Source organism: Bradyrhizobium sp. CIAT3101 (assembly GCF_029714945.1).
In the GTDB taxonomy this organism is placed as follows: Bacteria; Pseudomonadota; Alphaproteobacteria; order Rhizobiales; family Xanthobacteraceae; genus Bradyrhizobium.
This window is the reverse complement of sequence record NZ_CP121634.1, coordinates 1211086-1227273: the sequence shown is the minus strand read 5'-3', so window position 1 is coordinate 1227273 and position 16188 is coordinate 1211086. Positions and strand designations below refer to the sequence as shown.

The window sequence follows — 16188 nt, the reverse complement described above, 5'->3', positions numbered from 1 at the left end:
AGACCCGGGACCCATCACCACAGGGAGTGGTTGTGGCGCGAGCTGGTAACCGCGAGTCATCGCAAAACGTCTCCCTGTGGCTATGGGTCCCGGATCGGCGCTCCGCTTCGCTGCGCTTGTCCGGGACGACAGCGGAGCATGCCGCCCCCGCGGCTCCGATCCTTCCCCTCCGGGAATCGGTATCGTATGGTTCGGCCCAACACGCCCGACCTCATCGGGCATTCTGGAAACACCTATGTCCGATCCCGCCTGGTCGCTGCACTCCCGCCTGAAAGAGGACACCATCGATATCGGAGATCTGCCGCTGTCGAAGGTGCTCGTCATCAAGGACGCGCATTATCCTTGGCTGCTGCTGGTGCCGCGGCGCGCCGATGCGGTCGAGATCATCGATCTCGACGAGGTCCAGCAGGCGCAATTGATGACCGAGATCTCCCGCGTCTCGCGCGCGCTGAAGGAGATCACCAAATGCGACAAGCTCAATGTCGCCGCGCTCGGCAATCTCGTGCCGCAGCTTCACGTTCACATCATCGCGCGCCGCACCGGTGACGCCGCCTGGCCGCGGCCGGTCTGGGGTGTGATGCCGCCGCTCGCGCATGACGCCACTGAAGTACAGAATTTCATCAGCGCACTTCGCCGAAAAATCTGGTTGGGTTGAAAGAACAAGAAATGTCAGCATTCGACTCGTTTCCGCTCGGGCAGCCGGCCTTCGTCACCAACATCCTCGACCGCGCCGCGCATCTGCGCCGCGATGACGAAAAACTGTTCGCGATGGAGCAGAAGCCGTCGTCGCGCGCCTATGTCGTCTACCGCGACTCGCTGCTGGTGAAGCGCGACGGCGACAAGACCCGCGCGCTGCTGTCGATCGACGAGGCGCTGAAATGCGGCGCCAATCCCGGCACGATCTTTCTGGGGCTGCGCGACGACGCGGCGATCTTCGGCATGGGCCTCGCACAGGCCGCCGCCGAGAAGCTGATCGGCCGCGAGGACTTTACCGTCACCGAGTTGCGCGGCATGGCGATGCAGGGGGCGATTCCGCCCGAGGAGCTGTCGGCGATCGCGATGGCGAAGTCGATGGTCAGCTGGCACCAGCGCCACGGCTATTGCGCCAATTGCGGCACCCGCAGCGCGATGAAGGAAGGCGGTTGGAAGCGCGATTGCCCGGCCTGCAAGGCCGAGCATTTTCCGCGCACCGATCCCGTCGTGATCATGCTGGTGGCGTCCGGCGAAAAGTGTCTGCTCGGCCGCCAGAAGCAGTTTCCGCCGGGCATGTATTCCTGCCTGGCCGGCTTCGTCGAAGCCGCCGAGACCATCGAGGACGCGGTGCGCCGCGAGATCCTCGAGGAATCCGGCATTCGCTGCACCGACGTGCAGTATTACATGACGCAGCCCTGGCCCTATCCGTCGTCGCTGATGATCGGCTGCAGCGCACGTGCGCTGAACGAGGACGTCGTCGTCGATCATTCCGAGCTCGAGGATGCACGCTGGTTCACGCGCGAGGAGGCGGCGCTGATGCTGAAGCGCACGCATCCGGACGGGCTCGCCGGCCCGCACCCCTTCGCGATCGCGCATCATCTGCTCGGCCGCTGGGTGCACGACAAGAGCTGACCGCCGATGGCGCTCTCCGAGATCGCGCCGCGCATCCTCTGCATCGGCATTCCCGTGCGCGACCTGACCTTTCGGGTCGAGGCGGTGCCGGAGCGCGGCAGCAAGGCCAATGCCACGCATCTTGCCGAGATCTGCGGCGGCAATGCGCTCAATGCCGCGATCGCGATGGCGCGGCTCGGTGGTCGCATCGCGTTTGCCGGGCCGATGGGCGATGCGCGGGAGACGTCGAGCAGCTTCATCCTCGAGCGGATGGCCGCCGAGGGCATCGACGTCGGGCATATCGTGCGCATGAGGGATGCGGCCACGCCCGTCTCCGCGATCATCATCGACGCGACTGGCGAACGAACGCTGACGATCTATCGCGATCCCGCGCTGTGGGCCGTGACGCTATCGGATGCCGACGAACTCCTCGCCGATTGTCAGGCTGTCCTCGTCGAAAGCCGTTGCGGCACCTTCTGCATCGATCTCTGCATTGAAGCACGCCGGCGCGGCATTCCCGTCATCGTCGGCGTCGACCGCGCGATGGCGCTCACCGACGGTCTGCTCACGGCCGCCTCGCATCTCTTGTTTTCCAGCGAGCAGGTCCAGGAGACCGCGGGCGTCGCTGACGACGGCGAGGCCTTGAAGCGGCTGGCCGGGCTGACGCCTGCCTTCCTCGCCGCCACTCGCGGCCCGCGCGGCACGATCTGGCTGAACGAGGCGGGCACGCTGGAGGAAACCCCGGCTTTTCCGGTCGACGCCGTCGATACGCTCGGCGCCGGCGACGTCTTCCACGGCGCCTTCACGCTTGGGCTTGCCGAGGGCAGCGGCGTGCAGGAGGCGCTGCGATTCGCCGCGGCCGCCGCAGCCCTGAAATGCACCCGCCATGGCGGCGGCCCGGCCGCGCCGCAACGCATTGAAGTTGAAGGGTTTTTACGAGACAGGCATTAGAGCCATTCTGACTTCCCGCCGAGATTATGGGCTTGCGATAGAAGATTTTCCTCTATATGACGGAATTCAGCCCTCATATTGGAACAAAGTTCTTCAAATGACCGACGTCGCTGTCCAACTCCCCGAGACCAGCCGCCGCCTCGACGCCATCGACCGCAAGATCCTGATGGTACTCCAGGAGGATGCCTCCCTGTCCGTTGCCGAAATCGGCGACCGCGTCGGGCTGTCCTCGACTCCCTGCTGGAAGCGCATCCAGCGCCTGGAGGCCGATGGCGTCATCCTGAAGCGGGTGGCGCTGGTCGACCAGAACAAGATCGGGCTCGGCATCTCCGTGTTCGTCTCGGTGGAGAGCTCCGATCATTCCGACGCCTGGCTCAAGAAGTTCGCCGAGGCCGTCAGCGCCATGCCCGAGGTGATGGAATTCTACCGCATGGCCGGCGACGTCGATTACATGCTGCGCGTCGTGGTCGCGGACATGCAGGCCTATGACATCTTCTACAAGAAGCTGATCAGCGCCGTGCCGCTGAAGAACGTCACCTCGCGCTTCGCGATGGAGAAGATCAAGTCGGTCACCGCGCTGCCGATCCCGGCCGTGGTCGCGGCGTAAATCCGGCGTTCAGCTCCGGACCCCATCAATTCGAATCAGCGGCAAAGCGCCGCTGATTTCCGTTCGACTCCAATTCCTCGCCCGATTCGGCACCTCGGTAAGCAAGCATTTACCGAGAATTAGGTCCGTTCGCCTATTGTCGCGCCATGGAGGGGAGAACGGCGAATCCGTCCCGGCGGTGGCCCGCCTGGGCAAATGCGACTGCATTGCTGGTCGCAGGCTGGATCGCGCTGGCTATCCTCACCCTACAGGTTCGTCCGGGTGCGACTGTTGTCGCGGTTGCGTTTCCGCCCTGGTGGAGCACGCAACAGGTTTTTCAGGCTGCGGGATCCGCGCAAGCGGCGATCGTCGGGGCAACCGCCCTTCCCACTCTCCTCGTCGTCCGCCCGGATGACCATGACGGACTGACCCGCCTGCATGATGCCGGCGCATGGTTCGTGATGGACGCGCAAGCGGTCTCAGCATGTTTCGGTAGGTAGCCTTTTGGCGTGGAGCCATTCGGCTCGCAGTCCTGGAGAGGATGAGATGGTTGTCGAGAACGACGGACTGGAATCGCTGCGTCAGACCACCAGCAGAATTCTCGTCGCGGTGCTCTGGTTGCACGTGCCGATCAGCGTGACGGTCGGCCTTGCACTCGGCAAGGCCTGGCTCATCCCCGCAATCTTCATGGCGATCTTCGCGCTCGTCGCGACCCTGTCCTGGCGCATGTCGGGCAATGGCCTCTCCACGCGTCTGGTGTTCTCCGTCGCACTGATGAGCGGCGTGTCGATGTTCACCTGGCAGTTCGAGGGACATCCCTGGCAGATCGACATGCACATGTACTTCTTCGCGGCGCTGGCCTGCACGGTCGCCTATTGCGATTACCGGCCGATCGTCGCCGCAACGGTTGCGGTCGCGCTGCATCACATCGCGCTGAACTTCCTGCTGCCCGCGGCGATCTATCCCGGCGGCTCGGATTTCGGCCGCGTCGTGCTGCATGCGGTGATCCTGCTGATCGAGGCCGGCGTGCTGATCGCGCTGGCGCACAAGCTCCAGGAGTTGTTCGAGACGACGGCGGTGAAGACCGCCGAGGCGCAGACCGCGATGGCCGCGGAAGCGCGCGCCAACCAGGAGCGCGGCGAGGTCGAGCAGCGCGCCAAGCAGGACCGTGAAGCGGCCAAGCAGCGGCTTGCGACCAATTTCGAACGCAGCATCGGCGGCATCGTCGAAGCGGTGGCGATCGCAGCCGGCGAAGTCCAGCATCTGTCGTCCGCGATGAGCAGCAACAGCGCCGACACGGCACGTCAGACCGCAGCCGCGGCTGCAGCCTCGACCCGCGCCTCGGGCAACGTCGAGACGGTGGCCGCCGCGACCGAGGAATTGACCGCATCGGTCACCAGCATCACGCAGCAGGTCGCCCGCTCCGCCGAGATCGCCGCGCGTGCCGCGGACGAAGCGCGCCGCACCAATCAGGTGGTCGAGGGGCTCGCCAGCGGCACGCAGAAGATCGGCGAGGTCGTCACGCTGATCCAGAACATCGCGAGCCAGACCAATCTACTCGCGCTGAACGCCACCATCGAGGCGGCGCGCGCCGGCGAGCACGGCAAGGGTTTTGCTGTGGTCGCAAGCGAAGTGAAGGCGCTGGCGAACCAGACCGCAAAAGCCACCGAGGAAATCTCGGCGCAGGTGCAGAACATCCAGAGCGCCACCAGCGATGCCGTCAACGCCATCCAGGCGATCGGTGCGACCATCGCCGAGATCGACGAGATCTCCGGCCAGATCTCGACCGCAGTCGATCAGCAGGGCCTGGCAACGCGCGAGATCGCCGGCAGTCTGCAGCAGGCCGCCACCGGCACCCGTGAGGTCAACGACAACATCACGAGCGTCAGCAAGGCCTCCAACGAAACGGGCGCGGCCGCCTCGAAGATGCACCAGGCCGCCGCCGGACTGTCCTCGCAGTCCGAGCGCCTCAAGGCCGAAGTGGATGGTTTCCTGGGGTCGCTGCGGACGGCGTGAGTCTCGCTTGAAAAGCGCTGTCATCGCCCGGCTTGACCGGGCGATCCAGTACTCCGAGACGCCTGTGATTCACCGAGAAGCCGCGGCGTACTGGATTCCCCGCTTTCGCGGGGAATGACAGCGCAGCATACGGCAAGCGCAGACGCGCGCCTCAAATCTTCTGATTGTACTCGCCGACTTCGGGATGGGTGCGCAGCACGCTGTTCACCATCTCGAACATGTCGTGCATGCGCTGCTCGGAGACCGGGCTCTCGACCACGACCACGAGCTCCGGCTTGTTCGAGGACGCGCGCACCAGGCCCCAGCTGCCGTCCTCCACCGTGACGCGCACGCCGTTGACGGTGACGAGGTCGCGGATCGACTGTCCCCCGATCTTGGCGCCCTTGGCCTGCAGGCCTTCGAAGTGCTTCACCACCTGGTCGATGACGCCGTACTTGGTCTCGTCGGCGCAATGCGGCGACATGGTCGGCGAAGACCAGGTCTTCGGCAGCGCATCCTTCAGATCGGCCATCGACTTGCCGGGCGCGCGGTCGAGCATGTCGCAGATCGCGATCGCCGAGACGAGGCCATCGTCATAGCCGCGTCCATACGGCTTGTTGAAGAAGAAGTGGCCGGACTTCTCGAAACCCGCGAGCGCGCCGGTCTCGTTGGTGCGGCGCTTCATGTAGGAATGGCCGGTTTTCCAATAGGCGGTCCTGGCGCCCTGCTTCTGCAGAACGGGATCGGTGATGAACAGGCCGGTCGACTTCACGTCGACGATGAACTGCGCATCCTTGTGGATCGCCGACATGTCGCGCGCCAGCATCACGCCGACCTTGTCGGCGAAGATCTCCTCGCCGGTGTTGTCGACGACGCCGCAGCGATCGCCGTCACCGTCGAAGCCAAGGCCGACATCGGCCTTGTGATGCAGCACCGCGTCGCGGATCGCATGCAGCATCTCCATGTCTTCCGGATTCGGATTGTATTTCGGGAAGGTGTGATCGAGCTCGGTGTCGAGCGGGATCACCTCGCAACCGATCGCTTCCAGCACCTGCGGCGCGAATGCGCCGGCCGTGCCGTTGCCACAGGCCGCGACGACCTTGAGCTTGCGCTTGAGCTTCGGACGATTGGTGAGGTCGGCGATGTAGCGCGCGGGGTAATTCTCGTGGAACTGGTAGGCGCCGCCGGCCTTGTTCTTGAAATCGGCGTTGAGCACGATCTCCTTCAGCCGCGTCATCTCGTCGGGGCCGAAGGTCAGCGGGCGGTTGGCGCCCATCTTCACGCCGGTCCAGCCATTGTCGTTGTGCGAGGCCGTCACCATGGCGACGCAGGGCACGTCGAGATCGAACTGCGCGAAATAGGCCATCGGCGTCACCGCAAGGCCGATGTCGTGCACCTTGCAGCCCGCCGCCATCAGGCCGGAGATCAGCGCATATTTGATCGAAGCCGAATAGCCGCGGAAATCATGGCCGGTCACGATCTCCTGTTTGACGCCGAGCTCCGCGATCAGAGCGCCCAGCCCCATGCCGAGCGCCTGCACGCCCATGAGGTTGATTTCCTTCTGGAACAACCAGCGCGCGTCGTATTCGCGAAAACCGGTGGGCTTCACCATCGGCTCGGATTCGAAGGCGTAGGTGTTTGGCAACAAGACGGATTTCGGCTTGGGAAACATTGAGACAATCTCGTGAAAAGGGCAGGATTTGGTGCAGCCTTAGCGAATGCCGGGCCGCAGCGGAAGGCGGGAATGAAGGCTTATGGCCGATAATTGCGGCAGTTTGGTAACGGAAAAGCGCGGCCGGGCGCGCGACCTTCCGCTTGGGGCCGTCCCAGGAAATTCGTGCGAATGGCGGTTCGTCAGTGCGACAAGGCGCTTTTACTGCTGCAGCACCATCTGCCCGTTGGCGTATTCGAAACGCTTCAGGCGGGACAGGAAGGAGAGGCCAAGCAGATTCTCGGACAACGCTTCATCCGGCAGCACCATGGCATCGACGTCGCGCACGATGAGGCCGCCGACATCCAGCATGGCGATGCGGGTGCGCGCGGCCTTGATAGTGCCGTTGGCGGTGGTGACGGTGGCGTTGTAGTCGCTGCGCGAAGGACGCAGTCCGAAGCGGGCGGCCGAGGTTTCGTTCAGCGCCACCACGGAGGCGCCGGTGTCGACCATGAAGCCGATGCGCTGGCCGTCGATGCGGCCTTCGGTCTGGAAGTGGCCACGGCCATCGCGGGGAATGTTGAGGCTGCGGCCGCCGACCGGCGCCACGGTGGCAACCGCGACCGTCGTCTGCGGCGCCGACGTGGCGGAGGCGGAGCTCATCTTGTCCGCCATCTGCGCCATGAAAGTGCCGAGGCCGATCATGACGGCCGCGATGATCATAATATTACGCATCACACCACTTCCGAGCCGGAACGCTCGATTTCACCACGCGGCACGCCCGTTCGCGAGCGACGCCGCGGCCGAGCCGGTGCTATTTTGACGAAAAGGATGAGCGTACGGTTAATGCGACCCGTCCTCATCCTGAGGAGCCCGCTGAAAGCGGGCGTCTCGAAGGATGGCCACGGGCGAGAGCTGGGCCTGCATGGTTCGAGACGCGCGTTCCGCGCTCCTCACCATGAGGGTCGACACTTTCACGTCCCGCGCGGCTTGACCCGCCGGGTGGGCAGCGCGCTTGCCGGATCTTCGGGCCAGGGATGGCGGGGATAGCGGCCGCGCATGTCGGAGCGGACCGCAGCGTAACTGCCGCGCCAAAAACCGGGGAGATCGCGCGTCACCTGCACCGGGCGTTGCGCCGGCGACAGCAATTCCAGCACCAGCGGCACCTTGCCGGCAGCGATCGACGGATGGGTGTTGAGGCCGAACAATTCCTGGAGGCGCACCGCGATGGTCGGCCCCTGCTCGGCCTCGTAGTCGATCGCGAGCACGCTTCCCGTGGGCGCCTCGAAATGCGTCGGCGCCTCGCGGTCGAGCCGCGCGCGCATCTCCCACGGCAACAGCGCCATCAGCGCATCGGAGAGATCGCCGGCGGAGATATCCTTCAGCGCGATCTTGTCGTAGAGCGCCGGCACCAGCCAGTCGTCGCGCCGCGCGACCAACCCGTCGTTGGAGAGATCGGGCCAGCTGTCGCCTTCCGCCTTGCGCAGGAACATCACGCGGTCGCGCCATTGCTTTGCGGCCTTCGACCAGGGCAACCGATCGAGGCCGGCGGCGATCAGCCCGTCGGCGAAGATGCGCGCGGTGTCTTCGGAGGGCGACACGGCAAGCGTGGCCTCGGACAGCGTGATCGCATGCAGCACGCGCTTGCGCCGCGCGCGTAGCGCCATCGCGCCGCGGTCGAAGGAGATCTCGTCGGCCGTGTCGATATGCTCGGCAAAATGCCGCTCGATGTCGTCCTCGGCGATTTGGGCCGCGAGCAGGATGCGGCCGCTCGCAGCCGTCCCCGTCATCTCGCCGATCGCGATATAGGGCGCGCGGGCGAGCGAGGACGTCTGCTCCACCGCGGCGCCACGGCCGTTGGCAAGCACAAAGCTGCCATTGCCGCGGTTGCGCGCGACCCGATCCGGAAACGCATAGGCGAGCATCAAGCCGGTCGAGAGATCCTCCTGCTGTCCCGGCTTCTCGGACGCCGCGACCTGCGAGGCCCAGCGCCGCGCCAGATCGCGCGCGCTTGCCGCCCGCGGCGAACGGTCGCGGCGAAACTGGTCGCGCCGGTGCTCGAGATCGGCGCTGTCGCCGCCGAGTCCACGCTCGGTGAGAATGGCCGCGATCTCGGCGGCTTCTTCGCCGCTGCCTGCACGATGCGAATCCACGATCATGCGCGCCAGCCGCGGCGGCAGCGCCAGCGCGCGCAGGCTCCTGCCCTCCACCGTGATGCGGCCATCGCCATCGAGTGCGTTGAGCTCTTCGAGCAGGCTTTTGGCTTCCTTCCACGCAGGCTGCGGCGGCGGATCGAGAAACGACAACGCGGCAGGGTCCGCGACGCCCCATTGCGCGAGGTCGAGCACCAGCGAGGAGAGGTCGGCGCTCAGGATTTCCGGCTGGGTATAGGGCGCAAGCGACGCCGTCTGCGGCTCGTCCCAGAGCCGGTAGCATACGCCGGGCTCGGTACGGCCGGCGCGGCCGCGGCGCTGGTCGACGGCGGCGCGCGCGGCCCGCACGGTCTCGAGCCGGGTCAGGCCGATGTCGGGCTCGTAGCGCGGCACGCGGGCGAGACCGGAATCGACGACGATGCGCACGCCTTCGATCGTGAGCGACGTCTCCGCGATCGAGGTCGCGAGCACCACCTTGCGCGTCCCCTTCGGCGCCGGCGCGATGGCGCGGTCCTGCACGGCGGCATCGAGCGCGCCGAACAGCGGCACGATCTCGATGCTGGCATCCTGCACGCGCTCACCGAGGAAATTCTGGGTGCGGCGGATCTCGGCGGCACCTGGCAGGAAAGCCAGCACCGAACCGCTGTCGGCACGCAGGGCCGATGCGATCGCATCCGCCATCTGCCGCTCGATCGGCGCGTCCGCCTTGCGGCCGAGATAGCGCGTCTCGACAGGAAACGCGCGGCCCTCGCTCTCGACGACGGGCGCCTCGCCAAGCAGTTTTGCCACGCGCGCACCATCGAGCGTGGCCGACATCACGAGGATGCGGAGGTCTTCGCGCAGGCCCAGCTGCGCATCGCGCGCCAGCGCCAGGCCCATGTCGGCATCGAGCGAGCGTTCGTGGAATTCGTCGAACAGGATGGCGGCAACGCCCGAGAGCTCGGGATCGTCGAGGATCTGGCGCGTGAAAATGCCTTCGGTCACGACCTCGATGCGCGTGGCCCGCGAGATCTTCGAGCCGAAGCGGACGCGATAGCCCACGGTTTCGCCGGCGCGCTCGCCGAGCGACTTGGCCATGCGATCGGCGCTGGCGCGGGCCGCAATGCGCCGCGGCTCCAGCACGATGATCTTTTTGCCCTTGGCCCAGGGCGCATCGAGCAGCGCCAGCGGCACCCGCGTGGTCTTGCCGGCGCCGGGCGGGGCAACCAGCACAGCCGCGTTGTGCGCCTCCAGCGTGCGCGAGAGGTCGTCGAGCACGGCATCGATGGGGAGGGGCGTGTCGAAGGTGCGGGGCAAAAGTCTCGGTCCGTCATCGTCCGCCGTGTGCGCAATTATGCGCCGGGGCAGACGATCCAGTCATGTCGGATCCCGGCCATTCCGAAGATCCCAGCGTACTGGATACCCCGCCTTCGCGGGGTATGACAATCATATGTGGCTATCAGCCCTGAACCGACGGCCGGCCAACGCTCTCATAGGTGAAGCCGGCAGCAGCCATGTCTTCGGGGCTGAAGATGTTGCGGAGGTCGACCACGACGGGCTGCGCCATGACGCTCTTCAGCCGGTCGAGATCGAGACCTCGGAATTGCACCCATTCGGTGACGACGACCAGCGCATCGGCACCCTGGGCGCAGGAATAGGCGTCCTCGCTATAGGCGATGCTGGGCAGTTCGCCCTTGGCCTGCTCCATGCCGACCGGGTCGAACGCCTTCACCTTTGCGCCCATGTCGAGGAGGCCGGTGACCAGCGGAATCGACGGCGCATCGCGCATGTCGTCGGTGTCGGGCTTGAAGGTGAGGCCGAGCACGGCGATGGTCTTGCCGCGCAAGGAGCCGCCGAGCGCCTGGCTGACTTTCCGTGCCATCGCCCGCTTGCGGTTCTCGTTGACCGCCAGCACGGATTCGACGATGCGCAAGCTCACGTCGTAATCCTGCGCGATCTTGATCAGCGCCTTGGTGTCCTTCGGGAAGCAGGAGCCGCCGAAGCCCGGACCGGCATGCAGGAATTTTGTGCCGATGCGGTTATCGAGGCCGATGCCGCGCGCGACTTCCTGGACGTTGGCGCCGACCTTTTCCGAGAGGTCCGCGATCTCGTTGATGAAGGTGATCTTGGTCGCGAGGAACGCGTTGGCGGCGTATTTGATCATCTCGGCGGTGCGGCGCGCGGTGAACATCAGCGGCGCCTGGTTCAGCGACAACGGGCGATAGATGTCGCCCATCACCTTGCGGCCGCGCTCGTCGGACGTGCCGACCACGACGCGATCGGGGAACTTGAAGTCGCGGATCGCGGCGCCCTCGCGCAGGAACTCCGGATTGGAGGCGACGACGACGTCGGCCTTGGGATTGGCCTCGCGGATGATGCGCTCGACCTCGTCACCAGTGCCGACCGGAACGGTGGACTTCGTCACCACGACGGTGAAGCCGGACAGCGACTGCGCGATCTCCTTCGCGGCAGCGTAGACATAGGAAAGATCGGCGTGGCCATCGCCGCGACGCGACGGTGTGCCGACCGCGATGAACACGGCATCGGCATCCGCGACCGGCTTCGACAGGTCAGTGGTGAAGCTCAGGCGCCTGGCCTTGACGTTGTTCGCAACCAGCTCGTCGAGCCCAGGTTCGTAGATCGGGATCTCGCCGCGGTGAAGGCTGGCGATCTTCTTCTCGTCCTTGTCGACACAAATGACGTCGTGACCGAAATCAGCAAAGCAGGCTCCGGACACCAGTCCCACGTAACCCGTGCCGATCATCGTGATGCGCATAGAAGACCCTGTCTGTCTTGGTTAACGAAACCCCAATCCGGGGGCGGTTTAGCATTTTCCCGTCGGGAAGGAAGAGCCTGCGCTCAGAAACCGGCACGCGATTTGTACCGGTAAAGAAGTCGGAAACCACAAGGCCCCACACTGCCCCACGCCCACACAGGACCGGGCGGAACACGCCTCGAAACGGGACACCATGGCATCAACAGGCACAATCGCCGCGAGCGGGGGCACCAGGGGCCCGGCCGCTGCGCGTGTCGATTGGGTCGACTATGCCAAGGGCATCTGCATCGTCATGGTCGTGATGATGCATTCGGTGCTTGGGGTCGAACTCGCCGCCGGCGAGACCGGTTTCATGCATGTCCTGGTGGCCTTCGCAAAGCCGTTCCGGATGCCGGACTTCTTCCTGATTTCGGGCCTGTTCCTGCCGCTGGTGATCGATCGGGACTGGCGAACCTATCTCGATCGCAAGGTTGTGCATTTCGCTTATTTTTATGTCGTCTGGGTGACAATCCAGTTCGCCTTCAAGGCACCCGCTTTCGCGGCCGAATCCAGCTGGCGCGACGCTGGCCTGCTCTATCTCGAATCCTTCATCGAGCCGTTCGGCACGCTCTGGTTCATCTACCTGCTGCCGATCTTCTTCGTCGTCACAAAACTGACACGGCGAATCCCCGCACCCGCGATCTGGCTCGTGGCGGCCGCGCTGGAGACGGCGCGCGTCACGACCGGCTGGACCGCGATCGACGAGTTCTGCGCGCGCTTCGTCTATTTCTATTCGGGCTATCTGTTCGCGCCCTACGTGTTCGCATTGTCGGACCGCGCGCGCAGCCATCCCGCACGCGCGCTTGCGGCGCTCGCGAGTTGGGCGCTGGTCAATGCCGGCCTCGTCGCGTACGGCGCCAGCGAATGGAAGATCGTCTCGCTCGTGCTCGGCTTCGCCGGCGCATGTGCCATCATCACGTCGGGCACGCTGCTCGCCCGCATGCATTGGCTGAATGTCTTCCGCTTCTGTGGCGAGCATTCGATCGTGATCTATCTCGCCTTCTTCCTGCCGATGGCGGCGACACGCACGCTGCTGCTGCGCAGCGGCATCATCCCGGACATCGGCACGGTGTCGCTGATCGTCACCATCGTCGGCGTGCTCGGATCGCTCGCGATCTGGCGGCTGGCTCTGCGGTTCAATGCGCACTTCCTGTTCGAGCGGCCAGATGCATTCTGGATCGCGCCGAAGAAGGCCGGCGCGGTGTTGCAGGCGGCGGAGTAGCATTCTCGCTGTCGTCGCCCGGCCAGTGCGCAATTGCGCACTAGGACCGGGCGACCCAGTATTCCAGAGACAGTCGTTGTCGACCGATAGACCGCGGCGTACTGGATTCCCCGCTTTCGCGGGGAATGACAGTGGGGATAGCGGCTCCGGCAGGGCAAAAATCCCCCTCCCAAGGCTGTCTTTTGCCGCAAAAATTCATACATTGCGGCCATGCCAAAAACCTCCCCGAAGACCTCCGCCAAAGCCGACACCAAATCCTCTGCTGCGACAGCTGCTGCCAAACCGGTCGCGGCGAAGGCGGCCGGCAAGGGCGACCACATCTTCCTGGTCGACGGTTCCGGTTACATCTTCCGCGCCTATCACGCGCTGCCGCCGCTCAACCGCAAGTCCGACGGGCTGCAAGTCAATGCCGTGCTGGGTTTCTGCAACATGCTGTGGAAGCTGTTGCGCGACATGCCCGCCGACAACCGGCCGACACATCTCGCCATCGTGTTCGACAAGTCGGAAGTCACGTTCCGCAACAAGATCTACCCCGATTACAAGGCGCACCGGCCGCCGGCGCCTGACGATCTGATCCCGCAATTCGCCCTGATCCGCGAAGCCGTGCGCGCCTTCGACCTGCCCTGCCTGGAGCAAGGCGGTTTCGAGGCCGACGATCTCATCGCGACCTATGCGCGGCAGGCCAGCGACCGCGGCGCCCACACGACCATCGTGTCCTCCGACAAGGATCTGATGCAGCTCGTGAACGACAAGATCACGATGTACGACACCATGAAGGATCGCCGCATCGGGATTCCCGAGGTGATCGAGAAGTTCGGCGTGCCGCCGGAGAAGGTGGTCGAAGTCCAGGCGCTGGCCGGCGATTCCACCGACAATGTGCCGGGAGTGCCCGGGATCGGCATCAAGACCGCGGCGCAGCTGATCGTCGAATATGGCGACCTCGAACAGCTCCTGTTCCGCGCCACTGAGATCAAGCAGCCGAAGCGGCGCGAAGCGCTGATCGAGAATGCCGAGAAGGCGCGCGTCTCGCGCCAGCTCGTGCTGCTCGACGACAAGGTTGATCTCGAGGTGCCGCTCGATGACCTCGCCGTCCACGAACCGGATGCACGCAAGCTGATCGCCTTCCTCAAGGCGATGGAATTCACCACGCTCACGCGCCGCGTCGCCGACTATTCGCAGATCGATCCCGCCAATGTCGACGCGGATGCGTCGAACAGCAGCGGGGCGCGAGGCGGCGACAGCACGAAGGCAAAGTCGTCCGAGACGTCAGGCGATCTGTTCGCGGCTCCTGCGATCCCCGCGAAGGGTGGCGACAAGGGCGACAAATCGGCGAGCCTCAAGGGCGCGCCGATCTCGCTTGCCGCCGCGCGCGAAGAGGCGCTGCGCAAGCTTCCGGTCGATCGTACCAAGTACCAGGCGATCAAGTCGCTGAACGAGCTCAACGCCTTCATCGCGCGCATCCATGATGCCGGTCATGTCGCAATTGAGATCAAGGCGAACTCGATCGATCCCATGCAGGCCGATCTCTGCGGCATCGCGCTGGCGCTGGCGCCGAACGAGGCCTGCTATGTGCCGTTGGCGCACAAGCAGTCCGGCGGCGACGGCGGCCTGTTCGACGCGGGCCTTGCGCCGGATCAGGTCAAGCATGCAGATGCGATCGAAGCACTGCGCCCGGTGCTGGAATCGGCGGGCATCCTCAAGATCGGCTTCGACGTCAAATTCGCCGCCGTGATGCTGGCGCAACACGGCATCACCTTGCGCAACGCCGACGATGCGAAACTGATCTCCTACGTGCTGGACGCCGGTCGGGGCTCGCATGAGCTGGACTCGTTGTCCGAGCGCTGGTTCGGTCACGCCATGCTGAAGGAGAGCGAGCTGCTCGGCAGCGGCAAGGGCAAGATCACCTTCGACCAGGTGCCGATCGACAAGGCCGCGCCACTGTCGACCGAAGGCGCCGACATCGCCCTGCGTGTCTGGCGCGTGCTGAAGCCGCGCCTCACAGCCGAACACATGGCCACCGTCTACGAGACGCTGGAGCGGCCGCTGGTCTCCGTGCTTGCGCGGATGGAGCGGCGCGGCATCTCGATCGACCGCCAGGTGCTGTCGCGTCTGTCCGGGGACTTCGCCCAGACCGCGGCGCGCGTCGAGGCCGAGATCCAGGAGATCGCGGGCGAGCCCGTCAATGTCGGCAGCCCCAAGCAGATCGGCGACATCCTGTTCGGCAAGATGGGACTCTCCGGCGGCACCAAGACCAAGACCGGCGCGTGGTCGACCACGGCGCAGGTGCTGGACGAGCTCGCCGAGCAGGGCCACGATTTTCCGCGGAAGATTTTGGAGTGGCGCCAGGTCTCGAAACTGAAATCGACCTACACCGACGCGCTGCCGACCTATGTCAATCCGCAGACCCATCGCGTCCACACGACCTACGCGCTGGCCGCGACCACGACGGGCCGGCTGTCCTCGAACGAGCCGAACCTGCAGAACATCCCGGTGCGCACCGAGGACGGCCGAAAAATCCGCCGCGCCTTCATCGCGACGCCGGGGCACAAGCTCGTGTCCGCGGACTATTCGCAGATCGAGCTACGGCTGCTGGCGGAGATCGCCGACATTCCCGTGCTGAAGCAGGCGTTCCGCGATGGGCTCGACATTCACGCGATGACCGCGTCCGAAATGTTCGGCGTGCCGATCAAGGGCATGCCGAGCGAGATCCGCCGCCGCGCCAAGGCGATCAATTTCGGCATCATCTACGGCATCTCGGCGTTCGGCCTCGCCAACCAGCTCGGCATCGCCCGCGAGGAAGCCTCGGCCTACATCAAGAAGTACTTCGAGCGCTTCCCCGGCATCCGCGCCTATATGGACGAGACACGGGATTTCTGCCGGCAGCACGGCTACGTCACCACGCTGTTCGGCCGCAAATGCCACTATCCCGACATCAAGGCCTCCAACGCCTCGGTGCGCGCCTTCAACGAGCGCGCCGCGATCAACGCGCGTCTCCAGGGCACCGCCGCCGACATCATCCGCCGCGCCATGACGCGCGTGGAGGACGCGCTGGCCGAGAAGAAACTCTCGGCGCAGATGCTGCTCCAGGTGCATGACGAATTGATCTTCGAGGTGCCCGACGCGGAAGTCGAGAAGACGCTGCCCGTCGTGCAGCACGTCATGCAGGACGCGCCATTCCCGGCCGTGCTGCTGTCGGTGCCGCTGCATGTCGACGCGCGCGCGGCGAACAATTGGGACGAGGCGCACTGACGG

11 protein-coding genes are annotated in these 16188 nt (G+C 65.2%); 7 read left to right on the top strand and 4 right to left on the bottom strand.

Annotated elements, in window-relative coordinates:
* Nucleotides 1-235: 235 nt before the first annotated feature.
* The 5 genes from QA645_RS05540 (at nucleotide 236) to QA645_RS05515 (ending at nucleotide 5137) form a co-directional block, all read left to right on the top strand.
* Nucleotides 236-655 carry an HIT family protein gene (locus QA645_RS05540; protein WP_148751635.1) on the top strand — a complete coding sequence of 140 codons (420 nt, stop codon included), beginning with the start codon at nucleotides 236-238 and terminating at the stop codon, nucleotides 653-655.
* An 11-nt stretch (nucleotides 656-666) separates the two neighbouring features.
* On the top strand, nucleotides 667-1605 hold the full coding sequence (gene nudC / locus QA645_RS05535) for an NAD(+) diphosphatase (RefSeq protein ID WP_283048746.1): 939 nt from the start codon (nucleotides 667-669) through the stop codon (nucleotides 1603-1605).
* Between the two features lie 6 nt (nucleotides 1606-1611).
* Nucleotides 1612-2535 carry a sugar kinase gene (locus tag QA645_RS05530; RefSeq protein WP_283048744.1) on the top strand — a complete coding sequence of 308 codons (924 nt, stop codon included), beginning with the start codon at nucleotides 1612-1614 and terminating at the stop codon, nucleotides 2533-2535.
* Nucleotides 2536-2632: 97 nt separating this feature from the next.
* Complete coding sequence (locus QA645_RS05525; protein ID WP_200470386.1) at nucleotides 2633-3142, top strand: Lrp/AsnC family transcriptional regulator; 510 nt, start codon at nucleotides 2633-2635, stop codon at nucleotides 3140-3142.
* Between the two features lie 525 nt (nucleotides 3143-3667).
* Nucleotides 3668-5137, top strand: a complete 1470-nt coding sequence (locus QA645_RS05515; RefSeq protein WP_283048741.1) for a methyl-accepting chemotaxis protein — start codon at nucleotides 3668-3670, stop codon at nucleotides 5135-5137.
* A 151-nt stretch (nucleotides 5138-5288) separates the two neighbouring features.
* Here QA645_RS05515 and QA645_RS05510 read toward each other — a convergent pair whose 3' ends face one another.
* The 4 genes from QA645_RS05510 to QA645_RS05495 form a co-directional block, all read right to left on the bottom strand.
* Entirely contained in the window at nucleotides 5289-6788 is a 1500-nt protein-coding gene (locus QA645_RS05510) for a phosphomannomutase/phosphoglucomutase (RefSeq protein WP_283048739.1), read from the bottom strand.
* Nucleotides 6789-6989: 201 nt separating this feature from the next.
* Nucleotides 6990-7502: a TIGR02281 family clan AA aspartic protease gene (locus tag QA645_RS05505; RefSeq protein ID WP_254128016.1), complete on the bottom strand. Its 513-nt coding sequence runs from the start codon at nucleotides 7500-7502 to the stop codon at nucleotides 6990-6992.
* Nucleotides 7503-7741: 239 nt separating this feature from the next.
* Nucleotides 7742-10216: an ATP-dependent helicase HrpB gene (hrpB, locus tag QA645_RS05500; RefSeq protein WP_283048738.1), complete on the bottom strand. Its 2475-nt coding sequence runs from the start codon at nucleotides 10214-10216 to the stop codon at nucleotides 7742-7744.
* A 142-nt stretch (nucleotides 10217-10358) separates the two neighbouring features.
* The gene (locus QA645_RS05495; protein ID WP_283048736.1) at nucleotides 10359-11675 is read right to left on the bottom strand and encodes a UDP-glucose/GDP-mannose dehydrogenase family protein; all 1317 of its coding nucleotides are present in this window, start codon (nucleotides 11673-11675) and stop codon (nucleotides 10359-10361) included.
* Nucleotides 11676-11868: 193 nt separating this feature from the next.
* Between QA645_RS05495 and QA645_RS05490 the strand changes: the two genes are divergently transcribed.
* On the top strand, nucleotides 11869-12936 hold the full coding sequence (locus QA645_RS05490; RefSeq protein WP_283048735.1) for an acyltransferase family protein: 1068 nt from the start codon (nucleotides 11869-11871) through the stop codon (nucleotides 12934-12936).
* A gap of 210 nt (nucleotides 12937-13146) precedes the next feature.
* The gene (polA, locus tag QA645_RS05485; RefSeq protein WP_283048734.1) at nucleotides 13147-16185 is read left to right on the top strand and encodes a DNA polymerase I; all 3039 of its coding nucleotides are present in this window, start codon (nucleotides 13147-13149) and stop codon (nucleotides 16183-16185) included.
* Nucleotides 16186-16188: the final 3 nt, after the last annotated feature.